Raw genomic sequence first — 23,836 nt, 5'->3', positions numbered from 1 at the left:
TGGCCTAGAAAGGCGGCATTCCGTCATCGCCGGGCAGGGAAGTGGAACCAAACAACGGAACCGACTCACTGGAGTTGTTCCCGGCGCTGGCGCTAGGCGTCCCTTCCGCAGTGTCTCCGGCTTCGGACGCGCCATCCTCTTCTGGATTCAGCCCGAGTGCGGTGAAGAGCTCCTTCTCAGTCCAAATCTGGATTTCCTGGCCTTCGGCCTGCAGCTGTCGAGCCCTCTTCTCCTTCGAGGTCACCGAATCCCACGGACCGGCGACCAAAATGGTCGTTTTCTTCGTGACTCCCTTATTGATATTCGCACCTGCAAAGGCAATCTTGTCCCACAGAAAGCCCTTGTCATACGGTGCAAAATCACCGGTCAGTGTCACCCGCTGCTGGTACAGGAGGCCGCTTGGATCCGCGTCCGGATTTGGGTCTGGAATGGTGTCCGGTGTCTTGGCTGCATCCCATTTCGCATTGCGACGCGGCCGACGTGACGGCGCGGAACTGCCGGACTGCGCACCAGCACCAGTTCCCGCGTTGGTCCCGGCACCAGTGCTGGCGACACCAGACGGGTCATAGCGCACCATCCGCACTCGTCCACTGCCAATCTGGCCCAAGCTCAGCGAGACCTTCTGGCTCAAATCAGCCACCGATGTCGCGCGCTGCTGCTCCATCAACCACAGCGCTACCTCAGCACATGCGACCGCATCCGCCGTCGCATCATGATGATTCTCCAGCGACGCCCCTGCGGCCTCCGCCAACGTAGGCAGCTTCAAATTGGGCAGCCCCAACTGCATCTGCCGAGCCCACATATAAGTACACGCAAAATTCAGCTTCGGTGCTGGAATGCCTTCCGCCCGGCACGCCCGCGACAGGGCTGTGAAATCAAACCGCGCATTGTGAGCAACTACGTCCAAATCCCCGACGACGTCAACAAACTTCGCCAGCTGCTCCGGAAATGACGGCTCACCGGCCACATCCGCCGCCGTGATGCCATGAATCGCGACATTGGCTTCATCAAAATACTCCAGCCCCTTTGGCGGACGGCACATCCAGGAATAACGCTCCGTCACCTTCCCGCCACGCACGACCGCAACGCCAAGCTGAATAATCGAGCCGGTGTCTTCGTTCGCTGTCTCTACATCGAACGCTGCAAACGGTGCGATGTCCGATGCCGCAACCTCATCCCCAGTAGGAAGCGGTGCAAAGGGCACAGACTGCTTAACGACGTCGCCCGCGCCCCCAACCACACTCACGCCTTCGGTGACCGCCGCGCGCTGTGCCACCCACGGCATCAACGTGGAAGTAAAAGCATCTGCTGAATTGTAGAACTCCGGATGCTTGGCCATCTCCGCCATGAGGTCAGCCAGCAACTGCGCTGCTGCTTGGCGATGAGACATCACACGGGCCTTTGGCAAAGCTACCCCGAGGTCCACCGTGCCGGGGAAGAAGCGGTTGGCCGGAGTATAGACACCGTTTTTACTTGCCGATGCGACCTCGGCAACGTCGGCAAGCGGGAGGGGCTTTGCGGGGGCGGTGCTAGCCGTGTTGATGGTGTGGGTAAGGCGGAGCCCATCTGCGGTAATAGTCACCGTGTCGCCGGTGAGCTCGAAGACGACGGCGGGCTCGGAGGATGGCGTGGTCGTAATCATGCACTAGATGGTAGCGCCGATGGCGGATTGAGCCCCATAGAGGCTGCGGTACCTGCGATTCTCGCCGGGTATATGTGGCTTTCGACAGTGTGGAAATGTCCACAGAAATAGGAATATTTATGGAGCGTTCGGGCAGTGGGGGTGCCTGTACCCCTGAAAACCACATGTTTTGGGGGATTAAATGTCCGGATGCATTTTGAGCGGGCGCTCCTTATACTTTTCGACGAACGGCGGTAACTGGTCGTTCGAGCTTTCGGGCTCAAGCGAAGGGCAAAGCGGAAACAACGTATGCCAGTGAAGCGATGAAATAAGGAGTAAACATTTTGAGCACGCATCCTGTGCACCCTGGTTCTATCTTGAACGATAATTTCCTCGAGCCGCGACACCTCTCTATTTACCGACTGGCTCTTGCCATCGGCGTGCCAAGCTCAACTCTGGAGCGCTTTCGCACCGGCCGCACTGCGGTCACCACTGACCTCGCAAATCGACTGTCCGACTACTTTGACACCGAGCCGGAGTACTGGTTGAACTCTCAGGCGGAGTTCAATATGCGCGCATCTGCGTAAGAAGACTTCACGCCAGCTCGGCTCCCGCAGTGCTGTGTTGACCCAATCCCTGTTTTGAGTTGAACTCAGAGCCGAAAATCCCCTGTCAGTGGAAGAAAACTTCCGCCGACAGGGGATTTTTGTGTAGGGCCCAACCCCAGGCCCAGGCCCCTACACCCAATGCGGACGCGGCTAGTGTCGCTCGATCAGCACGATGGTAGAACGGGCTGGCACGCGGAGCTCGCCTTCTGGCTCAACGATGCGCTCGCGGGTCGGGCGACCCGTGATCTCTGTGGTGTCGATGATGACTTCCCAGCTGTGTGCGTATTCGGTGCCCGGAATTTGGAACATGATGTCCTCGTGGTGGGCGTTGAAGCACAGCAGGAAGGAGTCATCCTCAATCCTGTGACCTCGGCGATCAGGCTCGGTGATGGCATCGCCGTTGAGCCAGACCATCAACGACTTGCCGAAGTCGAAGTTCCAGTCATCGGTAGTCATGACACGACCCTCATAGGTCAGCCAGGCAATGTCACGATCGTCGGTTTCCGCACCGAGCGGGCCACCGCGCAGGAAGCGGCGGCGCCGGAAGACTGGGTGCTCCGCACGCAGCTCAGTCAGGAACTGGGTGTATTCGACCAGTTCAGAGTTGGTACGAGTCTGATTCCAGTCGACCCAGGACAAACGGTTGTCCTGACAGTAGACGTTGTTGTTGCCCTTCTGTCCACGTCCCATCTCATCACCGTGGCTAATCATCGGAGTGCCCTGGGACAGCAGGAGAGTGGTCAGGAAGTTACGACGCTGGCGAGCGCGCAGCGAAATGATGCGCTCGTCGTCGGTCGGGCCTTCCACACCGCAGTTCCACGAACGGTTGTGGGACTCGCCATCGCGGTTGTCCTCGCCGTTGGCCATATTGTGCTTCTCGTTGTAGCTGACCAAGTCGTTGAGGGTGAAACCGTCATGCGCGGTCACGAAGTTAATTGACGCAGTTGGGCGGCGGTCATTGTTTGCATAGAGGTCCGAGGAACCGGTGATACGTGAAGCGAACTCGCCGAGCGTGGATGGCTCACCTCGCCAGAAGTCGCGGATGGTGTCGCGGTACTTACCGTTCCATTCAGTCCACTGCGGTGGGAAGTTGCCGACCTGGTAGCCGCCTTCGCCGACATCCCACGGCTCTGCGATGAGCTTGACCTGGCTGACAATCGGATCCTGCTGCACTAAGTCAAAGAAGGCGGAGAGGCGATCCACATCGTGGAATTCTCGAGCCAGGGTGGAGGCCAAATCGAAACGGAAGCCGTCGACATGCATCTCGGAGACCCAGTAGCGCAGCGAATCCATAATCAGCTGCAGGGAGTGAGGGTGGCGCACATTCAGGGAGTTACCGGTTCCGGTGTAGTCCATGTAGTGCTGTCGGTCACCCTCGACCAAGCGGTAGTAGGCCTCGTTGTCGATGCCTCGGAAGCAGATGGTTGGGCCCATGTGGTTGCCCTCGGCGGTGTGGTTGTAGACCACGTCGAGGATGACCTCAATGCCGGCATCGTGAAATGCGCGCACCATGCCCTTGAACTCACTGACTGCGCCACCTGGCTTTTGGGAAGCTGAGTAGTCCTGGTGAGGTGCCAGGAAACCGAACGTGTTGTAGCCCCAGTAGTTGCGCAGTCCCTTTTCGCGCAGGTGGTCGTCCTGGAGGAACTGGTGGACCGGCATCAGTTCGATAGCCGTGACACCAAGGTCCTTGAGGTAGTCAATAATCGCTGGATGAGCGAGCGCTGCATAAGTGCCACGCATCTCCTCCGGGATATCCGGGTGAGTCATGGTCATGCCCTTGACGTGGGCCTCGTAAATCACGGTCTCGTTGTACGGCGTGCGAGGTGCGCGGTCAGCGCCCCAGTCGAAGAACGGGTTGATGACCACGGACGTCATGGTGTGTCCCAGGCTGTCCTCGGTGTTGCGCTTCGAGTGGTCATGAATGTCATAGTTGAACAGGGAGGAGTGACCGTCGAATTCGCCGTCGAAAGCCTTGGCGTATGGGTCGACCAGCAGCTTGTTGGGGTCACAACGCTTACCGTTGGCCGGATCGAATGGGCCGTGTACGCGGTAGGCGTAGCGCTGGCCCGGCATGATGGACGGGATGTAGCAGTGCCAGATATGCGCATCGACTTCTTCCAGCTCAATGCGTGTTTCTTCGCCTTCGGCGCTAATCAGACAAAGCTCTACCTTTTCCGCAACGTCGGAAAAGAGCGCAAAGTTGGTGCCAGCGCCGTCGTAGGTAGATCCGAGCGGGTAAGGCTCACCCGGCCACACTTGATAATCGCCGACTGTGTTTGCTTGGTTCATGTGACTACCTTAACCGTTTTGTAAAAAACATGAGCCTTTTCGGTCCCGTGTGGGCGCGCCATTCGTCCCATCTGTCGAGCGCACTTCGCAAAAACGACCCCCAAGAAAAAATCGAGTCGAACGGTTAAGTGCATAAACTTCGCGCGAAAATAAGTATTTAACCCTGCAAGTGGGCAATTTGACGTTCCAAACGCACCTTGGTGGGCACCGAATCCCCAATATTCGCGGTCACCAACGCGCGAAGATTCCCAAAGGCCTTTACTTTTGGAATTATGAGTCCACGAAGCATTGGTGTAACGGAAGTAGCGTTCCGAGACGCTCATCAGAGCCTCATGGCAACGCGAATGGCTATGGAAGACATGGTCGATGTCTGTGAAGAAATGGACAAGGCCGGTTTTTGGAGTGTGGAGTGCTGGGGTGGCGCAACCTTCGACGCCTGCATCCGCTTCCTTAACGAAGACCCCTGGGAGCGCCTGCGAACATTCCGCAAGTTGATGCCCAACAGTCGCCTGCAGATGCTGCTGCGCGGCCAGAACTTGCTCGGCTACCGCCACTACGAAGACATGGTGGTCGACAAATTCGTCGAAAAGTCCGCAGAAAACGGCATGGACGTATTCCGCGTTTTCGACGCCCTCAACGACCCACGCAATCTCGAGCACGCCATGCGCGCGGTCAAGAACGTCGACAAGCATGCGCAGGGCACGATCTGCTACACGACGTCTCCGCTTCACGACGTCGACGGGTACGTAAAGCTCGCTGGTCGTCTACTGGATATGGGTGCAGATTCCATTGCGTTGAAGGACATGGCAGCACTGCTGAAACCCCAGCCGGCTTACGACATCATCCGCGGTATCAAGGAAACTTACGGCGAGGACACCCAGATTAACGTCCACTGTCACTCGACCACCGGTGTGACGATGGTGACTTTGATGAAGGCCATCGAAGCTGGTGCGGATGTTGTGGACACGGCAATTTCGTCGATGTCGCTTGGTCCGGGGCATAACCCGACCGAGTCACTGGTGGAGATGCTGGAGGGGACCGGCTACACCACCGACCTGAACATGGACAATCTGATTACGATTCGTGACCACTTCCGCAAGGTACGTCCGAAGTACGCAGAGTTCGAGTCCAAGACCCTGGTCAACACCGACATCTTCATGTCGCAGATTCCAGGTGGCATGTTGTCGAACATGGAAAACCAGCTCAAGGCCCAGGGCGCGGGCGACCGCGTCGATGAGGTTATGCGAGAGGTGCCAATCGTTCGCAAGGACGCAGGTTACCCACCGCTGGTGACGCCGAGCTCGCAGATCGTCGGTACGCAGGCTGTGTTCAATGTGCTGATGGGGCGTTACAAGGTCATGACCGCCGAGTTCGCCGACCTCATGCTCGGTTACTACGGCCAGTGCCCGGGTGAGCGCAACCCAGAGCTGATCAAGCAGGCAGCGGAGCAGACCAAGAAGGAAGAAATCACTGTCCGTCCGGCTGATCTGCTCGAGCCAGAGTGGGATGACCTGGTCGAGGAGGCCAAGGAGCTCGACGGCTACAACGGCACTGCGGAAGACGTCTTGACCAACGCTCTGTTCCCATCCGTCGCGCCGGGATTCTTCACCACTCGCGGCGAGGGGCCGAAGAACGTCGGCAAGACCGCCGAGCAGCTTAAGCGCGAGGCAGAGCAGGCCTCTGGCGCTGCCAATGCCATTCGCGAGCCAATCCGCTACAAGGTCACCGTCGGCGGTCGCTCGCAGACCGTCCAGGTGGAACCCGCCTAAGAACATCGGGAGAAGAGATAGCAATGTCGCAAAGTTCAGCAAACCAGCCGAATTCGGCGGATGCCGTCGCGCCGGGCGTCGATGCCTCGATGGCGGAGCGCCTGGATTATTTGGATGCGCAGCGCCAGCGTGTGGAGGCCGGTGGCGGTGAAGCCCGCCAGGCCAAGCAGCACGAACGTGGGAAGATGACTGCCCGCGAGCGTATCGACAACTTCGTCGACGAGGGCACGTTCCGTGAAACCGGCATGTTCATGACTCACCGCACCACCGACTTCGGCATGGACACCGCCGACGCGCCTGCTGACGGCGTGGTCACCGGCACTGCCGCGGTTCTCGGCCGCGCAGTGCACGTCGCCTCCCAGGACTTCACTGTCATGGGTGGCTCCGCCGGTGAAACACAGTCCCGCAAGGTTGCGGCCACCATGCGTGCCGCTGCCGACAATGGCACTCCGTTCGTGTTCATCAACGACTCCGGCGGTGCCCGGATTCAAGAGGGTATTGACTCTCTGTCGGGCTATGGTCAGGTCTTCTACAACAACGTGTGGCTGTCTGGTCTGGTGCCGCAGGTGTCCATCATTGCGGGCCCGTGCGCCGGTGGTGCTGCCTACTCGCCGGCGTTGACCGACTTCATCATTCAGACCCGCAACGCGCAAATGTTTATCACCGGACCGGGCGTTATCAAGTCGGTCACAGGTGAGGAAGTCACCCCTGAGCAGCTGGGTGGTGCTGATGCGCACATGGGCAAGGCCGGCAATATCGACTTCGTCGCCGATGATGACGAGCAGGCCATCCTGATTGCGCAGAAGCTCTTAAGCTTCCTGCCACAGAACAACACAGAAGAGCCACCGGTTGTCGATCCGGTATTCGACGCCGAGCCGGATCCAGAGCTCCGCGACATCGTCCCCGTCGATGGCAAGAAGGGCTACGACGTCCGCGAGGTCATCATCCGTATTGCGGACAATGGCGACTTCCTCGAGTGCCAGGCGGGTTTTGCCACCAACCTGGTTGTCGGCTTTGGTCGAGTTTTGGGCCGTACCGTGGGCTTTGTCGCCAACCAGCCGAACGTGATGTCCGGTGTGCTGGACATCAATTCCTCGGACAAGGGTGCCAAGTTCATCCGCTTCTGCAATGCCTTTAATATCCCGCTGGTCACCCTGGTTGACGTTCCTGGCTTCATGCCGGGCGTCACCCAGGAACACGGCGGCATCATCCGCCACGGCGCAAAGATGCTCTACGCATACTCCGCAGCGTCTGTGCCCAAGGTGACCGTCGTCATGCGTAAGGCCTACGGCGGTGCGTACCTGGCGATGTGCTCGAAGGACCTCGGCGCGGACTACGTATTCGCATGGCCGACCGCGGAAATTGCAGTGATGGGCGCAGAGGGCGCGGTCAACGTGGTCTTCCGAAAGGAAATTGCCGCCGCGGGCGACGAGGAAGAGCAGGCGCGCGTGCGCGACGAGCGTATCGCCGAATACAAGACACGCTTCTCGACGCCGTATGTCGCCGCCTCGCGAGGACTGGTCGACGACGTGATTGACCCGGCGGAAACCCGCCTGCGTGTGGCTGACGCACTGTCGGTTCTGCGTAACAAGCGCGAGGTTCGCCCGGCCAAGAAGCACGGATTGGGGCCACAGTAATGTCTGACGGCATCGGTGAGATTAAGGAGCTGCGAGCGCTCGTCGCTGAACTGGCCGACCGGTTGGATGCGACCTCGACAAGCTTGCAGAAGGCCACGGCACGCCTGCATCAGGCAGAAAGCGAGTTGGCTGAACTGCGCAAACGCGTGGACGCAGATATCCCCGAGGACACTGTCATCGCCATTTCGGCAGCGGTGTCTGCGTACCTAGGCAATCGCGGCAAGGTGAAGGCAATTCGATACAACCGCCACAAGACGTGGGCTGCGCAGGGACGTCAGATCCAGCAGCAGCGCAACCTGCGTTAGTTGGAAATTTTCGATAACCGACTTATTTGAGTCCGATTCATTGACTTTTGCTACGTGAGGATTGTTGAGCCATGAAATTGAAAGTGACTGTCGGCGGCATTGCCTACGATGTCGACGTCGAAGTAGTTGAGGAGCCCAAGCGCCTTTCGCCCATCGTGTTGGGTGGACAGTCGAGCGCTTCCGTTGAGCCGGCCACTGCTAGTGTCTCGGGTGTCTCCGCCAATTCGGTGGTGGCGCCACTGGCAGGTTCGGTCAGTAAGATTCTGGTCGAGGAAGGCCAGAAGATTGAGGCTGGGGAGGTGCTGCTCATTCTCGAGGCAATGAAGATGGAAACCGAGATTACGGCCCCGGCTGCAGGCACCGTCGGCTCTATTCATGTTGAAGTCGGCGACGCAGTGCAGGGCGGCCAGGGACTTGTCTCGATTGATTAGCCGCATTAGCCGGGGTGTAAAGATTTTGGGGTGAAATCTTTCTAGCCCCGGTTGCTGGAAATACTTAAGGTTGCCTTAATATTTTCCTTATGAATGCCGTTCTTCTCGCCGTTTTGGTGATGCTAATCCTGGCGGTCTGCCGGGTACACGTTGTGCTAGCGCTGTTTATTGGCGCCTTGGTTGGTGGTCTTTCCGCCGGTATGGGGCTCGATGCCACAATGGTTGCCTTCCAGGAAGGCCTCTCTGGTGGTGCGAAGATTGCCCTGAGCTATGCCATGCTGGGCGCCTTTGCCATGGCGGTGGCATCCTCCGGGCTGCCCAAATTGCTGGCCGATTGGCTGATTGCCAAGATCGGTACGGAGGATGAAGGCGCTAAATCTAAGGCAGAGGCATGGACCAAGTGGGGTATGGTCGCCGGCATTTTGGCCATGGCGATTATGTCGCAGAACCTCATCCCGGTTCACATTGCGTTTATCCCGCTGATTATTCCGCCGCTGTTGCCGGTATTTAACCGTCTCAACATCGACCGCCGAATGATTACCAGTGTGATGACCTTCGGTTTGATCACCACCTACATGTGGGTTCCGGTTGGATTCGGTTCTATCTTCCTGAACGACATTCTGCTGGGGAACATCGAGAATGCTGGTCTTGATGTTTCCAATATCAACATCATGATGACGATGGGCATTCCGGCTCTCGGTATGTTGGCCGGTCTGGCCATTGCCGTATTTTTCTCCTACCGGAAGCCACGGCATTACGAAGATCGGCCGATTGTCCAGTCCTCACACGCGGAATCCCAGTCTGACGAACCGGTGTCGAAATACCGAGTTATCGTTGCTCTCGTTGCAATTGTGGTGACCTTCGTCGTCCAGATTGTAATGAACTCTATGGAGACCGATGCCGATCCATTGCTGATTGGTGCACTCACCGGTCTGGCAATCTTCATGCTCACCGGTGCCGTGCGCTGGCGTGAGGCGGACGACGTGTTCACCGCCGGTATGAAGATGATGGCCCTGATTGGTTTCATCATGATTTCCGCACAGGGCTTCGCCTCGGTGATGTCGGAGTCCGGTCAGGTCGAACCGCTGGTGACCGCCACCGCAGAGCTGTTTGCGGGCAACAAGCCTGCTGCTGCATTCGCCATGCTGGTCGTTGGTCTGGTGGTCACGATGGGTATTGGTTCGTCCTTCTCGACACTGCCGATTATCTCCATCATCTACGTGCCGCTGTGTCTGTCGCTGGGCTTTTCGCCGATGGCTACCGTCGCCATCATTGGTACTGCAGGTGCTCTGGGCGATGCTGGTTCGCCGGCATCGGACTCAACGCTCGGCCCGACGATGGGTCTCAATGCCGATGGGCAGCACGACCACATTCGCGATTCGGTTATTCCGACCTTCCTGCATTTCAACCTGCCGCTGCTCGCAGCTGGTTGGGTAGCGGCTCTGGTGCTTTAGCGCCGGGGGCTTGACCGTGAGCGTGATTGCTTCAGCGGGGCTTAGTGACCTGCGATTCCCGTAGGTCCCGCGACCCCTGAAATTCCGGCGATAAAGAGCTCGGTTCCCAGTGCAATGCGCTGGCGGCCGAGCTCTTTTGCCTGTGCAGCCGCATCTTCAGAGGAAGTCTCGACCTTAACATCCTTATCAGCGGCGTTCTCGGCACTGGTGTCGCCCTTGCTGGAAACGCCCTTGGCGCGGTTTAGATTAAGCGCGATGGCAGTCTGCTGGTCGACCGTCGCACCGAGGATGAAGTACACGAGGACGGACGCGGTATCAGCCGCTGATGTGGTGCTGATGGAGGTTTCGGGTGCATTCTCCAGGACGTCGGCAAGCAGTTGTTCGGGGCGAATCGTGGCGGTGCCCGTAGCGAGTGCGGCCGAGACGACCTCGGCGCCATCCCGGTGGGCGGTGAGGCAGGAGTAGAGCAGCTCGGCGACGGCTTCGATGTCGGCACGCCAATCGCCGGTGGCGGAAAACTCTGTGCAGGGAGCCAAGATGCGGTCAGCGACGGCGCCGAGCAGTGCCTGCTTAGAAGGGTAGTGCCAGTACATTGCGCCAGCGGCGGTACCCAAGTGGCGAGTCAGGCGGCGGATCGTGAGATCGCCGAGTCCGTACTCGTTGAGAATGGTAAGAGCTGCGTCGACAATGATGTCCTTGGTCAATTGCACACTGCCTACCGTAGACGAAAGAAGAATCATCTGGAAGATGTCCCAAGACTGAAATGGGGAGCGTAAATCCGCGACACGACGGTAATTGAACCCTGTTCGACATTCTGGAGACGCGGTATTAAGTTTGATAATTGAACAACTTTCAAAACACTGTTCAAGTTTTATTCCCAGCCTCAAGGAGCGTCGCCCCCATGACTCAACAGCAGCAGGACATTTTGGAACTCGCCCGAGAAAAGGTGCTCGTCTGCGGTGAGGGGCTGAACTATGAGGAGACCCTGGCAGTTCTCAACCTCGACGATGACAGCATCGAGGATTTGCTGGCGCTGGCTCACGAGGTGCGCTTGAAGTGGTGCGGCGAGGAGGTCGAGGTTGAAGGCATTATTTCGCTGAAGACCGGTGGCTGCCCAGAGGACTGCCACTTCTGTTCGCAGTCGGGTCTGTTCGAGTCGCCGGTGCGTTCGGCATGGCTGGATATTCCGGCGCTGGTGGACGCCGCCAAGCAGACCGCAAAGTCGGGTGCGACTGAGTTCTGCATCGTTGCTGCAGTAAAGGGGCCGGACGAGCGACTGCTTAGCCAGATGGAACAGGCCGTCGCCGCCATTCAGGCAGAGGTCGACATTAATGTGGCTGCCTCGATGGGCATTCTGACGCAGGAGCAGGTGGATCGCCTGGCCAAGGCCGGTATTCACCGCTACAACCACAACCTTGAGACCGCTAAGAGCTACTTCCCGCAGGTCGTGACCACCCACACTTGGGAAGAGCGTCATGACACCCTGCGCATGGTCGGCGAAGCCGGTATGGAGGTCTGCTGTGGCGGCATCCTGGGTATGGGGGAGACCCTTGAGCAGCGTGCTGAATTCGCTCAGGATCTGGCAGCCCTCAACCCGACCGAGGTGCCGATGAACTTCCTCGACCCGCGCCCGGGCACTCCGTTCGCCGGCCGCGAGCCGATGCCGGCCAAGGACGCACTGCGCGCCATCGGTGCTTTCCGTTTGGCACTGCCGAAGACCATCCTGCGTTTTGCTGGTGGTCGTGAGCTCACCCTGGGCGACCTGGGCGCAGAAAAGGGACTGCTTGGCGGTATCAACGCTGTCATTGTCGGTAATTACCTGACCACGCTGGGCCGTCCGGCGGAGCAGGATCTGGACATGCTTGGCAAGGTACGACTTCCAATTAAGGCCCTCAATGCAACTGTCTAAGCCTCGGACATCCAGCCCGCGCGCGACGCGGAATAAGAAAGTCGACTCCACAGAGCTGCTCCAGGCCATGGTGCTGGGAGACGAGCCCAAGTTCGATCCTTTTACCGGCGCCGACCTTGAAGCTGGTGAAGTGCGCGAACGCTCCTATGGTGCAAAAGCTGGACTGGAGGCGCCTCGATTCTGCCAGCTCTGTGGGCGCCGGATGGTGGTGCAGGTGCGTCCGGACGGCTGGACTGCAAAGTGCTCGCGCCACGGCGAAGTGGACTCCGTAATGTTGGAGCAGCGATAAAAGGCGCTGATTGTGCTAGTGCGCCGGTCAGGCACGCTAGTACTGGACGTGCGCCGTGAGGTAAGTTAGTCAACTATGACTATGAAAAATACCCGAGTTCCACACGTTGAAAAGCAGAGCGTGGCAATGGCCTCGGGTATTGTTCTCTTCTCCGTTGTAACGGGAACGATAGCCGGAGTGGCCTGGGCATTCCTGCGCCCCAAGCAGCAAGTGCAAATGCTCCCAGATAACCAACTAGCGATTATTCAGGAAACCGTTGACGCTGGTTTTATCGGGCTGCTCTGGTTTGTTGCTGTCACTGCCATCAGTGGCCTGGTGCTGGGAATTACTACGTTCCGAAACCGTGCCATCACGACCCCTGTGCAGATGCTCACAGCAATTGGCTGGGCAGGTTTCTCCGCGTTGATGAGCGCAGCAGTGACGTACCTCGTCGGTCAGTCGGTTGCGGCATTGCTCCAGCCGGATCTGGCGGGAATGCAGCCGGGCGATGAGCTCTCGGTGATTCCGGACTTTAAAACCTATGTAGCACTGCTGGTCGCGCCACTGGTTGCCATGCTCGCACTGTGGTCCCGGGTGCTGTTCCGAACGGACTTCACGGAAGGCAGCGAGAGCGCTGCGGACAGTGTTACGGACGCAGATTCGGTCACTAAGTGAGACAGCGAGGTTCTGCGCGGGGCCGTCGTAAAGCACTATTTCCTACTGAACAGGGGTAGTTATTGGGAAATAGGCTTATACAAGCCTTACAATTTTGGGAAATAGGTTCGTTCTCGATGTCAGTATTCGCCCCGATTTAGGGGCTTTTTCGATATTGTGTGGCGAGCTTAGGTCTCTTGCACTTGCCCGTTTGAGTCCGCTGCGAATGCCTCCGGGGATCGTTGCCGGTAACGGTGACGGCGTTTTCTCCGGTCGTAGCCACTGCCCATTGAAGTAAGGACGTAGTTTTCCGTGAATACCAGCCTTGCGGCCAATGCTTCCAGCCTGCCGCGCCTTGAATCGGATCTGTACGAATCGGTAGTCGATAAAGATGGCCGCTACGGTGGCGTAACTGCAGATGAGCGCTGGGCCCAGGAGATTAAGCGTCTCGCCCGCGAACGCAATGCCGTGATTCTTGCGCACAACTACCAGCTGCCGGAGATTCAGGATATTGCCGACTACACCGGCGATTCCCTCGGGCTTTCCCGCATCGCTGCGGAAACCGATGCCGACGTCATCGTCTTCTGTGGTGTCCACTTCATGGCGGAAACTGCCAAAATTCTGAGCCCTGAGAAGACCGTCCTTATTCCGGACGAGCGCGCCGGCTGCTCTCTGGCGGACTCCATCACTGCGGACGAGCTGGCCGAGTGGAAGGCAGAGAATCCCGGCGCACTGGTGGTCAGCTACGTTAACACCACGGCAGACGTGAAGGCCCTGACCGACATCTGCTGTACTTCCTCCAACGCCGTTGACGTGGTCAAGTCCATCCCGGAAGACCAGGAGATCCTGTTCAACCCGGATCAGTTCCTCGGCGCACACGTCCGCCGTGAGACCGGCCGCGACAACATCAAGGTATGGGCTGGTGAGTGCCACGTCCACGCCAATATCAACGGTGAGGAACTCGCACACCGCGCGGAGGAGAACGCCGATTCGCAGTTGTTCATTCACCCGGAGTGCGGTTGCGCGAACTCTGCGATTTACCTCGCGGGTGAAGGCACCATTGAGCCGGAGCGCGTGCAGATGCTCTCCACCGGCGAGATGCTGACCGAGGCGCAGAAGCTGAAGGAGAACAAGCCCAACGGCAAGGTGCTCGTGGCCACTGAGGTGGGCATGCTCCACCAGCTGCGCAAGGCCGCGCCGGATGTCGACTTTGAGCCGGTCAACGACCGCGCTTCCTGCTCGTACATGAAGCTCATCACTCCGGCGGCTCTGCTGCGCTGCCTCGTTGAAGGCGCCGATGAAGTCGATGTCGAGCCGGATGTCGCCGACAGGGCGCGCGCTTCGGTCGAGCGTATGATTGCCATCGGTAACCCAGGCGGGGGCGAGTAACACGTTTGGTCTGCGCCCATCATTCGACAGTTGGACACTGACGTGTGACTTCCTCGTCATCGGCGGGGGAGTCGCAGGTCTCAGTGCTGCGCGTCGGGCCCTTGAGCTCGGCCTCGACGTGCTGGTCATTGACAGCGTTGAGTGGCGCGTCGGCGCCCGTAAACAGCTTCGTTTCGCCGATGCCGCCACGAATCTCGCCCAGGGCGGGCTCGCGGTCGTCGGGCTTGACGACGACCCCAGCGGCCATGTGGCCAATGGGTTCGACGACACCACCGATTCCCACATCGCGGACACCCTCGATGCCGGTGCCGGGCACTGCGATGAAGGGGCCGTTGCTTCCATCATCCGTGCCGGCGCTGCGGCGACCGAGTGGCTGATTGGGCTAGGCGCGACATTCGACCCGGCGCCGGATAACCCGGCCGTATATTCCCGCACTAAAGAGGGCGGACACCACGCGCGGCGCATTATCCATGCCGGTGGTGACGCTACTGGTGCTGAAATCGAACGTGCCCTAGAAGCTTCAGTTACCGGTGTGCGAGTACTGCAGAACGCCACAGCGCGCCAGCTCATCGTTGGCAAAGACGGCCGCGTGCTTGGGGCGCTGGTAGCGGATCCCCGTGGTGGCGGCGCTATTCGCGCTAGCGCAACTCTGCTGGCTACCGGTGGCGTGGGGCATATTTACCGCGCGACTACGGCCCCCTCGGGTGCCCGCGGCGAGGCTATCGGTATGGCCTCCGATGCTGGCGCGGAGATTCGGGACATGGAGTTTATCCAGTTCCACCCGACGGTGCTCTATGACGAGCGCTCGGCATCAGACGGCACCGGCCGACGCCATCTCATCAGCGAAGCTGTCCGTGGTGAAGGAGCCATTCTCGTCGACTCTCGGGGCAACAGTGTGACCGCCGGCGTTGACCCTCGCGGGGACCTGGCTCCGCGCGATATCGTCTCGCGCGCCATCGCGACTCGCATGCGCGAGCTCGGCGAGGACCACGTCTTCCTCGACGCACGTCACATCGACAACTTCGCCGCCCGCTTTCCGACGATTACAGCGGGCCTGACCGCAGCGGAGATTAATCCGACCAAGGACCTCATTCCCGTGGCCCCGGCGGTCCACTACACCTGTGGTGGTATTGCCGTCGACCCATTCGGTGCAACTAGCGTGCCGGGTCTCTTTGCGGCCGGCGAATGCTCCGCGACGGGACTCCACGGTGCCAACAGGTTGGCCTCCAATTCGTTGCTGGAGGGACTGGTCGTCGGCAAGCGGGTGGCCGAAAAAGTCGCTGAAACACACGCTGTGCCGGTCGGGGACGAGGAATTCTCAGCGGCGGTTGAAGGCCTGCCGCAGCCACGGCCAGAACTGGAACCGCGCCAGCTTTTCCAATTGCAGACGGCGATGCAGGAAGGTGCTGGTGTAACGCGTAATGAGCAGAGTTTGCGGCAGGCGTTGGCGGTTATCGATCGGCTCCCGCAATCGGTTCAGGTAGTGGCCGCAAGGAAAGTCGTCGAAGCGGCATTGGCACGACCATATACTTTGGGGTGCCACACTTGGTTTGAAAAGGACGGGGATTAGCTAGCCATGACTCTTGAGAAGGACACTCTGCACGGGGTGCTGAACGAAAACATCACCCGTGGCCTCATTCGGACGGCACTGCAGGAAGACATGAGCTTCGGGCCGGATGTGACCTCGCTGTCGACAGTCTCGGCATCTGCGCAGGCACGCGCCCGCCTGGTGGCCAGGCAAGAGGGCGTTATCGCGGCTATCGATGCGGTGGAGTGGACGCTGCAGGAGGTCATCTCGGGCGAGTTCACCGTCGAAAAGCACGTTGAAGATGGCACCCTGGTGCGTCCTGGCACAGTGCTGGCAACGATTTCTGCGCCGACTCGGGGGTTGCTGACTGCTGAGCGGACAATGCTGAATATCCTCACGCACGCCAGTGGTGTAGCTACTGCGACGCGCCAGTGGGCTGACGCGATTATTGGCACCGGTGCGCGGGTGCGCGATTCCCGAAAGACGCTGCCGGGTCTGCGCAACCTGGAAAAGTATGCGGTGACCTGCGGTGGCGGAATTAACCACCGCTACGCTTTGGGCGATGAGGCACTGATTAAGGACAACCACGTGGTGGCTGTCGGTTCCGTGTCCGGTGCGTTGAAGAGGGTGCGGGCTCAGTATCCGGAGCTGCCGTGCGAGGTGGAAGTCGATACCCTCGCACAGCTCGATGAAATCCTGCCGATGAAGCCGGACATCGTCATGCTGGACAACTTCGAGGTCTGGGAGACCCAGATCGCGGTGCAGCGCCGCTCGCAGATTTCTCCGGCCACGCAGCTTGAGTCCTCTGGTGGACTGACCATCGATGTGGCTCGTGAGTTCGCGTCCTGTGGTGTCGATTACCTGGCTGTGGGCGCGCTAACCCACTCGGCCAAGGTGTTCGATGTCGGACTCGACTTCGACAAACAGTAGCTGAATCAGGCCCCCCGGTATCGCTTCGCAGCTTCGCCTACAGGCGACGGGCGATCTCTGCCCCAATCTCGCTTAGTGCCGACCCCCAGCGCTCCCGCGATTGCTCATCACAGGTTTCCTGTGCGCGGTAAAGCGCCTTCTCCGCAGCAGCGACATCGCCCAAATGCAGGTGGCACTGTGCAATTTGTGCAAGCAGAGGCACGGCCTGGATATTGAGGTTATCGGACTGGAAAAGTCCCGCCGCCAACTCCAGGTGATCAATGGCGCGCCCCTGATGTCCTCGACGAATCTCTGCCTGGCCGTTCAAGGTGTGCCACATCGCCCAGCGCAGGTGGCGCGGTGGGGTGTCCGCGGTCGGCTTGAAGCCGTCTTTCTCCAGGTTATCCAACAGATCCAACCAGTCCGCGGCCTTGTCCATCAGCTTTGGTGCAGAGCCACGGATGGGGCGCCCCAGACTGTCGGTCTGCGGGGCATCAGCCTTGTCGCCGAGCTCCTCGAACCCCTGCATCAGAGTCAGGGCTGCTTCCCAGAGGTTGTTTTCCTCAGCCAATGCCGTGGCGGCGTCGAAAAGCTGCTGCGGGCTAGAAGTCGCGGAATCACCAGAAGTAGTCATGACCTAACACTCTACTTTGTGCCACCGCCAGCACCGAAGTGGGCGGGGCACTAGTACTCGTCGTCAAGCGACTGAATGATGATGACGTCAAGGGCATCGAGAACAGGATGGCCTTCCCACACGTCGCGGGGCAGAAGCTCTTCGACGCGCCGAGCATAGGCGGCGGCACCGTCGGAATCACCCGCGTCGAGACGGTAGCGAACCCCCGCCAGCAGCGCGCGGGCGGCTTCCTCGCCATCGCCGGACTGCAGGTAGCCCTTCGCGGCGGCTTCCACATGGTTGATGGCCAAAGTGTCGCGGCCAGCGGAGTAGAAGACGTAGGCCGCATCGTCGTGCCAGTCGGCGAGTGACCAGTCGTCGGAGATGAGCTTCTGAGAACGCAGCAGAAGGTCCTCAGCCTCGTTGAGTGTGTGGTCGATGGCGGCGGAAGCGTCCTCGGAGGCGATCTCGGCGGTGAATTCGGAGCCCTCTTCGGAAATGACCAGATCAATGACATGAATGATGGAACGCGCAGCCTGGCGGTAGGCCTTGGCAGCACCCTTGGTATCGCCGTTGCGTTCAAGGTGCTCGCCGTGTTCGATGAGCAGCTTTGCCGCCTGGCGGGGATTATTGCCGAGACCCGCGGCTGTGGAGGCAATAGAAAATGCCGCGTCGGTGCGTTCTTCATCGGCGGTAAATGCTGACCAGTGCGCAACTGGTTCGGCAAAGCGCAGCGCCTCGTCAACCTCGTCGGCATCGAGGAGACTGCGGGCCAAAACGAGCTGGATATCCATGGTGATGGGGTTGACCGGCATGCCCTCGGCGCTGGCGAGCGCGCGGCGGGCAATGTCGGCGGATTCCGCGAAATCGCCGTGGGCGTTGAGAAGCGCACAGAGCAGACGCACGCTGCGAAGCACCGCGACTGTGAGTCCTGCATCGAGACCAGCCTGCACGATTGGGCGTAGCTGGCGGATTGCCTCCGCTTCCTCACCAGCTTCCAGAGAGAGGAAAGCCAGGAATTGGCGTGCTTCAATCGTCGTGGTGACGGGTTCCGACTGAGGGGCTGCCGCGACGCTGGCTGCGATGCGGGCGGCCCTGCGCAGCTCACCACGGCTGTGTGCGAGCTGCGCCTCCAACAGCTTGCGGTCGTCGAAACTGCTTCGCTTTGGTGCCCAGCGTGCGGACCATTCAGAGAGTTGACCGGCGATTTCCGCCCGGCGCGCCAGCGATGCTGCGGCGCCGGCAACAGCCGCGCTGACCAGGTAGTAATAGGCCTCGCCGGGCTGTGGAGTGGTGGCGACGATGTCCTTAGTAAGACTGATCAGCTCGGGGATTTCGGAGTCCTCGGGGCGCCGGCCGGTGATGGCATCACCTGGGTTGGCGTCGATGAAGGCCTCTGCCTCGGCGAATGCTCCGTAGGAGCGTGCGTGCAAGATCGCGGGGCGGATGTTGGCCTCAGTTGCCCAGCGCAGCCACTCGGCGCGTGCAGCAGCGGCTTCTTCTACTAATTCCAGTTGGTCGGCGACTGCGTGCCTGAGTGCGTGGAATTCGCCAACGACATCGGGGGAGTTGGTAGGCGCGTCGGCTAACCAGTGCGTGTGGGCGAACTTGGTGACAGCGCGCCAACTGGTGACGTGGTCGAGCGTGGCACCGGCCCTGCGGGAAATAACCAGCAGCTCCGGAAGTGAGTCCGGTAATGCCTTTAGCGGATTGGGCAGGGGAGGAAAGTCCAGGGGTTCGGACGAGTTCTCCGTTGCTGATGCGTTTTCTGAATTCCCTGACGCGTAGTCGGCCGCGATGCCGGTATCCCAATCGCCAACTTGAATTCCAGACTCAGAGTTTTCTTCTTCCCACCAGACCATTGGACTATCTTCGCCCGTGGCATCGGGAAGATGCAAAAACTGCTTTGTTTTTCAGACCTGTGCAGTCGGGTGCGCTGTTAATCCGGGTTTGAAAAGCTACGCATTAGTCCACGAACTTCATCGCGCACTGGGTGATCCGGGCCGACTAGGTCGCCGATACGAACCGCGAACCGGCGGGCGCGATCCTCATTGTTATCACTAGCAGCAGCACGCACCGCGATGGTCAGCGTGCGGGCGGCGTCGGCAGGGGCGTGGGCTTCTAAGAAAAGCTCGGCAGCTTCGTCGGCGTACTTGTACACGCCGTCGTTGTCCCACACAGACCAGCACAACAGCGCCTGTGCTTCGTGCCACTTGGCCGATTCCCAGGACCCAACCACGTAGCCACGTGAGCGTTCCATCAGGTGGTCGGTCAGCTCACTTGTGGCGCCCACGTTACTGAGTGATAGTGCGGCATCCATCAGAGTTTCCGCAGGCGAAATCGGGGACGAGTATCCGGCACGAATATCGGCCAGTGCGTCGAAGAGTACTGCGGCATGCTCAGTATTTCCCTCTTGGACTGCCGATTCCGCCGCAATGGCACAGGAAAAATCAGTACGTGCGGCATCCTGGGTAGGCTCAGACCACTTTGCAACCGACTCTGCTTCCTGGCCGGCATGACGGAAATCTCCGAGTTCGTACAGTGCCGTTGCCTTCAGCAGCGCGATTTCCATGGTGACTTCACAGTTGGGGTAGTCTGCCGACACATCCTGGGCGCGCTGAGTTAGCTTCAGCATCTCCGCGGCATCGGGCTTGTCATGTGCCACCTCGAAGTTGATGTCTGCCATCTCACGAACCGCGAGAATATAGTCAGTGTCCAGTCTGTGCTGGTCCGCGACTGCCACGTTGTTTGACAGCATTCGGAACGCGGTATCGCTATTACCGGTCTCTATCGAGTACCGTGCCAAATTCTGCCTCAGCTCAAGGCCCGCGATTACGGAGCGGTTACCGATTGCATTGAGCTGTGAGGCGCAAAGTCGCGCTGCGTCGACGACTTTCCCGGCTCGGTGCAGCAGTGATGCCTCCGTCAGAGTCTTCGCCAGCGCAATCGACTCAAACTTATCCTCATTTGGCAGTGCACGAATCATCTCGTGCAGCTCCCGTGCCAAGTCCTCGCGGTTGACCTTTCGCAGGGCGCTTGCAATCCGAATCAGCGCGTCAGTCAGTGCCGCCCGCTTCTTCCACTGGCGTGGGCTAAAGGGCTCCTCCGCTTCTTCGCTTGCCGACGATTCCTGCGGCCGCGGCCCATCCGAATCCGTGGTCACCGCGCTGTGACTGCTGGTTGGGGCATCCAGATCGTCGGCAAGCACGAGTGCCCGGTACGAGGTGATCTCCCTGCTCATGCGTGCGATGAGTGGGATTTCGGTCTCTGCGGCAGCAGAGGTGGGGCCATCGGCGATAAAGGTGGTGTAGCGGCGGGCTTCATCCGCCGCTAGCCGTGCCCGGGCGCGCCAGTACTCCGGGACGTTGTCGTTATCGGATGCCCATACCATCCAGTTCAGGGCGGCATCGTGCGCAGCCGTCATCATGCCGAGCGATTCGGTGACCTCGCGGACTATGCGGTAAAACGCGCCGACGTGTTCGGTAACGCCGTGGGCTTCCGGGTCAGAAAAGAGCTGTGGGTTGTAGAAATGATGCGCGAAAACTGATTCCAGTTGGCGCGTGGCCAGGGAATTGTCGGCTGCGGTCGCGTCTGCATAGGCTGCGACGAGCTCCGGCAAATCCGGGCTGTTTCCTTCCTGGTTCAACAGCTGACCTTTCTACGACTGGTTACTACTTTCCTTAACACTGTAATGGGTCACTGTGGCGGAGCTAACTTGCGCCACAGTATGAGGGGTTAAATGGGGCAATCGGTATGAACCTAACGTGAGAAAGATATGCTTAGTTCATACTCAAGGGTGCCTTTAAGGGCGAATAGTAGCGAAAACCGTGGATAAAGTCTTTGGCTTTGACCCAGATTTTCAATACTTTGTTGTCATTTCTTTGTCACTCTGAAGTGCTCACGTATGAATCCATCGTGCGAATAGGCGGTTACTAATTAATTATGTTGTCCACTATTGATCTTCGCGGTCAGACTCCCACCACCGCCACTCTGCGTCGAGTGTTGCCGCGTGGTGCGGCAGACGTTGATTCGATGATTCCCACGGTCAAGCCCGTTGTCGATGACGTGGCAGCCCGTGGTGTGGAAGCGGCGATGGAGTACTCCGAGAAGTTCGACCGTATTCGTCCGGTATCCATGCGCGTTCCAGCTGAGGTTATCGATGCCGCGGAAGCTGCGCTGGAAGACGATGTCCGCTCTGCTCTGCAGGAGTCCATCGGGCGCGTGCGCGCGTTCCACGCTGCTCAGAAGCCGAATGATAAGACTGTTGAACTTCTGCCCGGCGGCATTGTCCGCGAGAAGTGGATTCCGGTTTCGCGCGTCGGTCTTTACGTCCCCGGGGGCAACGCCGTCTACCCGTCGTCCGTATTGATGAACGTCATCCCAGCTCAGGAAGCTGGTGTGGAGTCCCTCGTCGTCGCCTCTCCGCCGCAGGCCGACAACGACGGCTGGCCGCACCCGACCATCCTGGCTGCCTGCAAGCTGCTTGGCGTGACCGAGGTGTGGGCCGTCGGTGGTGCACAGGCTGTCGCACTGCTCGCATACGGCGATGAAAACGAGAGCCTCGAGCCGGTCGACATGGTCACCGGTCCGGGCAACATCTTCGTTACCGCCGCCAAACGCCTGTGCCGCTCGGTCGTCGGTATCGACGCCGAAGCTGGCCCGACCGAAATTGCCATTCTCGCAGATAACACCGCTGATCCTGTCTCCGTCGCCTACGACCTGATTTCCCAGGCTGAGCACGACGTCATGGCCGCCAGCGTGCTTATCACTGACGACGCCGATTTCGCCGCCACCGTCGACCGCGAGGTCGAAAACCGCTACGAGGTCACCATGAACGCCGACCGCGTTCGCGAGGCGCTCACCGGCGATCAGTCTGGCATCGTGCTTGTCGACGACATGAATATCGGCATCCAGGTTGCAGATGCCTACGCCGCTGAGCACCTGGAGATCCACACCGAAAACGCGCAGGCCGATGCCGAACGTATTACGAACGCTGGCGCAATCTTCATCGGTCGCTTCTCGCCGGTGCCACTGGGCGATTACTCGGCCGGCTCTAACCACGTGTTGCCGACCTCCGGCACCGCCCGCCACGCCTCGGGCCTGTCAACGCACACCTTCCTCAAGTCGGTCCACATGATTGACTACAACGAGGCCGCGTTGAAGGAAGTTGCCGACAGCGTGGTAGTCCTGGCCAACGAAGAACGACTGCCAGCGCACGGCGAGGCCATCCGTGCCCGCTTTGAGACGCTTCTCGGCTCTGAGATCAATGGCGCAGAAAAGGGGAACAACTAATGAGCAACCAGCCTGAGAATCAGCCACAGCCGTCGGTGGCCAAGTTGGCGCTGGCAGATTTGCCACTGCGCGACGAACTGCGCGGCGAGGAAGCCTACGGTGCTCCGCAGCTCGACGTCGATGTTCGCCTGAACACCAACGAAAACCCGTACCCGCCATCCGATGACCTCATCGCCGACCTGGTGGCGCAAGTGGAGAAGGTCGCCTCTGACCTCAACCGCTACCCGGACCGTGACGCAGTAGCACTGCGCAGCGCACTCGCCGACTATGTCACCCGCCAGACCGGCGTGGACATCACCGTCGACCAGGTATGGGCCGCCAACGGCTCCAATGAGATTCTCCAGCAGCTGCTGCAGGCATTTGGCGGGCCGGGGCGCAGCGCAATGGGCTTTGTGCCCAGCTACTCGATGCACCCGATCCTCTCGTCCGGCACGCAGACGGAGTTCATCGGCATCGACCGCGACCCGGAGACCTTCGACATCGACATGGATAGTGCGCTCGCGGCCATTGCCGAGCACCGTCCTGACGTCATCTTCATCACGACTCCGAACAACCCGACTGGCAACCTGACCACGCTCGCTGACCTGCGCCGCATTATTGAAGCCGCGCCGGGCATCGTCATTGTCGATGAGGCCTACGCCGAGTTCACTGAGGAGCCGTCGGCGACAACGCTGCTGGCTGAGTTCCCGTCGAAGCTGGTTGTCTCCCGTACGATGAGCAAGGCTTTCGACTTCGCCGGAGGCCGCCTCGGCTACTTCGTTGCTAACCCAGCATTTATTGATGCTGTGATGCTCGTGCGTCTGCCATACCACCTGTCGACGTTGACGCAGGCCGCAGCCACGGTTGCACTCCGCCACTCGGATGCGACGCTGTCGACCGTCGCAAAGCTTGCCGACGAGCGTGACCGCGTCGTAGCCGCCCTGAACAGCTATGGCTACGACGTGATTGACTCGTACTCCAACTTCGTCTTCTTCGGTCGTTTCGCCGATGCCGCGACGGCATGGCAGAGCTTCTTGGATGAGGGAGTACTCATCCGCGATGTTGGCGTGCCCGGTCGTCTCCGTGCCACTATTGGTCTGCCCAGAGAAAATGATGCGCTGCTGGCGGCGGCCAAGAAATTGGCAGCGACCGCGCTGGCTTAAGCGAAATGCTGCCGG

The 23,836-nt window shown here is 59.7% G+C and carries 20 protein-coding genes; 14 read left to right on the top strand and 6 right to left on the bottom strand.

Going from position 1 to position 23,836, the window contains the following annotated elements:
* Positions 1-4 precede the first annotated feature (4 nt).
* Positions 5-1,642, bottom strand: a complete 1,638-nt coding sequence (locus tag CORAM0001_RS04285) for an exonuclease domain-containing protein (protein WP_005510392.1) — start codon at positions 1,640-1,642, stop codon at positions 5-7.
* Between the two features lie 323 nt (positions 1,643-1,965).
* Here CORAM0001_RS04285 and CORAM0001_RS04280 point away from each other — a divergent pair, with 323 nt between their 5' ends.
* Positions 1,966-2,208, top strand: coding sequence for a HigA family addiction module antitoxin (locus CORAM0001_RS04280; RefSeq protein ID WP_005510305.1), 243 nt, complete (start codon positions 1,966-1,968; stop codon positions 2,206-2,208).
* Positions 2,209-2,379: 171 nt separating this feature from the next.
* Here CORAM0001_RS04280 and glgX read toward each other — a convergent pair whose 3' ends face one another.
* Positions 2,380-4,521 (bottom strand): glycogen debranching protein GlgX, encoded by a 2,142-nt coding sequence (glgX, locus tag CORAM0001_RS04275; protein WP_005510414.1) that lies wholly within the window; start codon positions 4,519-4,521, stop codon positions 2,380-2,382.
* Positions 4,522-4,793: 272 nt separating this feature from the next.
* On the opposite strand from glgX, the gene CORAM0001_RS04270 reads away from it, so the two are divergent.
* The 5 genes from CORAM0001_RS04270 (at position 4,794) to CORAM0001_RS04250 (ending at position 10,117) form a co-directional block, all read left to right on the top strand.
* On the top strand, positions 4,794-6,290 hold the full coding sequence (locus CORAM0001_RS04270; protein WP_040361163.1) for a methylmalonyl-CoA carboxytransferase subunit 5S: 1,497 nt from the start codon (positions 4,794-4,796) through the stop codon (positions 6,288-6,290).
* A gap of 23 nt (positions 6,291-6,313) precedes the next feature.
* A complete protein-coding gene (locus tag CORAM0001_RS04265; protein ID WP_005510405.1) occupies positions 6,314-7,927 on the top strand; it encodes an acyl-CoA carboxylase subunit beta in 1,614 nt (537 codons plus the stop codon).
* The gene (locus tag CORAM0001_RS04260; RefSeq protein WP_040361161.1) at positions 7,927-8,232 is read left to right on the top strand and encodes a hypothetical protein; all 306 of its coding nucleotides are present in this window, start codon (positions 7,927-7,929) and stop codon (positions 8,230-8,232) included. Before CORAM0001_RS04265 ends, CORAM0001_RS04260 begins: the two co-directional genes overlap by 1 nt.
* Before the next feature lie 71 nt (positions 8,233-8,303).
* Positions 8,304-8,663: a biotin/lipoyl-containing protein gene (locus tag CORAM0001_RS04255; protein ID WP_005510372.1), complete on the top strand. Its 360-nt coding sequence runs from the start codon at positions 8,304-8,306 to the stop codon at positions 8,661-8,663.
* Between the two features lie 89 nt (positions 8,664-8,752).
* Positions 8,753-10,117 carry a Na+/H+ antiporter family protein gene (locus tag CORAM0001_RS04250; RefSeq protein ID WP_005510366.1) on the top strand — a complete coding sequence of 455 codons (1,365 nt, stop codon included), beginning with the start codon at positions 8,753-8,755 and terminating at the stop codon, positions 10,115-10,117.
* Between the two features lie 41 nt (positions 10,118-10,158).
* Here CORAM0001_RS04250 and CORAM0001_RS04245 read toward each other — a convergent pair whose 3' ends face one another.
* Positions 10,159-10,827 (bottom strand): TetR family transcriptional regulator, encoded by a 669-nt coding sequence (locus CORAM0001_RS04245; RefSeq protein ID WP_040361158.1) that lies wholly within the window; start codon positions 10,825-10,827, stop codon positions 10,159-10,161.
* 191 nt (positions 10,828-11,018) lie between these two features.
* Between CORAM0001_RS04245 and bioB the strand changes: the two genes are divergently transcribed.
* The 6 genes from bioB to nadC all read left to right on the top strand — a co-directional run bounded on the left by bioB (position 11,019) and on the right by nadC (position 16,795).
* The gene (gene bioB / locus CORAM0001_RS04240; protein ID WP_005510275.1) at positions 11,019-12,026 is read left to right on the top strand and encodes a biotin synthase BioB; all 1,008 of its coding nucleotides are present in this window, start codon (positions 11,019-11,021) and stop codon (positions 12,024-12,026) included.
* Complete coding sequence (bsaP, locus tag CORAM0001_RS04235; protein ID WP_005510391.1) at positions 12,013-12,315, top strand: biotin synthase auxiliary protein BsaP; 303 nt, start codon at positions 12,013-12,015, stop codon at positions 12,313-12,315. The genes bioB and bsaP overlap by 14 nt, the downstream gene beginning before the upstream one ends.
* Before the next feature lie 75 nt (positions 12,316-12,390).
* Entirely contained in the window at positions 12,391-12,969 is a 579-nt protein-coding gene (locus CORAM0001_RS04230; protein ID WP_005510394.1) for a hypothetical protein, read from the top strand.
* A 291-nt stretch (positions 12,970-13,260) separates the two neighbouring features.
* Positions 13,261-14,337 carry a quinolinate synthase NadA gene (gene nadA, locus CORAM0001_RS04225; RefSeq protein WP_005510420.1) on the top strand — a complete coding sequence of 359 codons (1,077 nt, stop codon included), beginning with the start codon at positions 13,261-13,263 and terminating at the stop codon, positions 14,335-14,337.
* Positions 14,306-15,907, top strand: coding sequence for an L-aspartate oxidase (gene nadB / locus CORAM0001_RS04220; RefSeq protein ID WP_005510398.1), 1,602 nt, complete (start codon positions 14,306-14,308; stop codon positions 15,905-15,907). The genes nadA and nadB overlap by 32 nt, the downstream gene beginning before the upstream one ends.
* A gap of 6 nt (positions 15,908-15,913) precedes the next feature.
* A complete protein-coding gene (gene nadC, locus CORAM0001_RS04215; protein ID WP_005510295.1) occupies positions 15,914-16,795 on the top strand; it encodes a carboxylating nicotinate-nucleotide diphosphorylase in 882 nt (293 codons plus the stop codon).
* A 37-nt stretch (positions 16,796-16,832) separates the two neighbouring features.
* Here nadC and CORAM0001_RS04210 read toward each other — a convergent pair whose 3' ends face one another.
* From CORAM0001_RS04210 to CORAM0001_RS04200, 3 genes are read right to left on the bottom strand one after another with little or no spacing between them, the layout of a single operon-like run.
* Positions 16,833-17,408, bottom strand: coding sequence for a hypothetical protein (locus tag CORAM0001_RS04210; RefSeq protein ID WP_005510380.1), 576 nt, complete (start codon positions 17,406-17,408; stop codon positions 16,833-16,835).
* A 50-nt stretch (positions 17,409-17,458) separates the two neighbouring features.
* Positions 17,459-19,285, bottom strand: coding sequence for a hypothetical protein (locus CORAM0001_RS04205; protein ID WP_244261989.1), 1,827 nt, complete (start codon positions 19,283-19,285; stop codon positions 17,459-17,461).
* Positions 19,286-19,326: 41 nt separating this feature from the next.
* Complete coding sequence (locus CORAM0001_RS04200; RefSeq protein WP_005510319.1) at positions 19,327-21,033, bottom strand: hypothetical protein; 1,707 nt, start codon at positions 21,031-21,033, stop codon at positions 19,327-19,329.
* Positions 21,034-21,329: 296 nt separating this feature from the next.
* Between CORAM0001_RS04200 and hisD the strand changes: the two genes are divergently transcribed.
* Both hisD and CORAM0001_RS04190 read left to right on the top strand, forming a co-directional pair.
* Complete coding sequence (gene hisD / locus CORAM0001_RS04195; RefSeq protein ID WP_005510362.1) at positions 21,330-22,679, top strand: histidinol dehydrogenase; 1,350 nt, start codon at positions 21,330-21,332, stop codon at positions 22,677-22,679.
* Positions 22,679-23,821, top strand: coding sequence for a histidinol-phosphate transaminase (locus tag CORAM0001_RS04190; protein WP_005510335.1), 1,143 nt, complete (start codon positions 22,679-22,681; stop codon positions 23,819-23,821). The genes hisD and CORAM0001_RS04190 overlap by 1 nt, the downstream gene beginning before the upstream one ends.
* Positions 23,822-23,836 lie beyond the last annotated feature (15 nt).

Origin of the sequence: Corynebacterium amycolatum SK46 (assembly GCF_000173655.1) — a bacterium.
GTDB lineage: Bacteria > Actinomycetota > Actinomycetes > Mycobacteriales > Mycobacteriaceae > Corynebacterium > Corynebacterium amycolatum_A.
Note: the sequence above shows the minus strand (reverse complement) of the source record. Positions and strands in the feature narration are given on the sequence as shown.

Excerpts from the sequence above, each read along its gene's own strand:
- glgX (WP_005510414.1), bottom strand. The coding sequence starts at position 4,521 with ATGAACCAAGCAAACACAGTCGGCGATTATCAAGTGTGGCCGGGTGAG.
- CORAM0001_RS04230 (WP_005510394.1), top strand. The coding sequence starts at position 12,391 with ATGACTATGAAAAATACCCGAGTTCCACACGTTGAAAAGCAGAGCGTG.
- CORAM0001_RS04250 (WP_005510366.1), top strand. The coding sequence starts at position 8,753 with ATGAATGCCGTTCTTCTCGCCGTTTTGGTGATGCTAATCCTGGCGGTC.
- CORAM0001_RS04210 (WP_005510380.1), bottom strand. The coding sequence starts at position 17,408 with ATGACTACTTCTGGTGATTCCGCGACTTCTAGCCCGCAGCAGCTTTTC.
- CORAM0001_RS04265 (WP_005510405.1), top strand. The coding sequence starts at position 6,314 with ATGTCGCAAAGTTCAGCAAACCAGCCGAATTCGGCGGATGCCGTCGCG.
- hisD (WP_005510362.1), top strand. The coding sequence starts at position 21,330 with ATGTTGTCCACTATTGATCTTCGCGGTCAGACTCCCACCACCGCCACT.
- bioB (WP_005510275.1), top strand. The coding sequence starts at position 11,019 with ATGACTCAACAGCAGCAGGACATTTTGGAACTCGCCCGAGAAAAGGTG.
- CORAM0001_RS04260 (WP_040361161.1), top strand. The coding sequence starts at position 7,927 with ATGTCTGACGGCATCGGTGAGATTAAGGAGCTGCGAGCGCTCGTCGCT.
- bsaP (WP_005510391.1), top strand. The coding sequence starts at position 12,013 with ATGCAACTGTCTAAGCCTCGGACATCCAGCCCGCGCGCGACGCGGAAT.
- CORAM0001_RS04255 (WP_005510372.1), top strand. The coding sequence starts at position 8,304 with ATGAAATTGAAAGTGACTGTCGGCGGCATTGCCTACGATGTCGACGTC.
- CORAM0001_RS04270 (WP_040361163.1), top strand. The coding sequence starts at position 4,794 with ATGAGTCCACGAAGCATTGGTGTAACGGAAGTAGCGTTCCGAGACGCT.
- CORAM0001_RS04285 (WP_005510392.1), bottom strand. The coding sequence starts at position 1,642 with ATGATTACGACCACGCCATCCTCCGAGCCCGCCGTCGTCTTCGAGCTC.
- nadC (WP_005510295.1), top strand. The coding sequence starts at position 15,914 with ATGACTCTTGAGAAGGACACTCTGCACGGGGTGCTGAACGAAAACATC.
- CORAM0001_RS04190 (WP_005510335.1), top strand. The coding sequence starts at position 22,679 with ATGAGCAACCAGCCTGAGAATCAGCCACAGCCGTCGGTGGCCAAGTTG.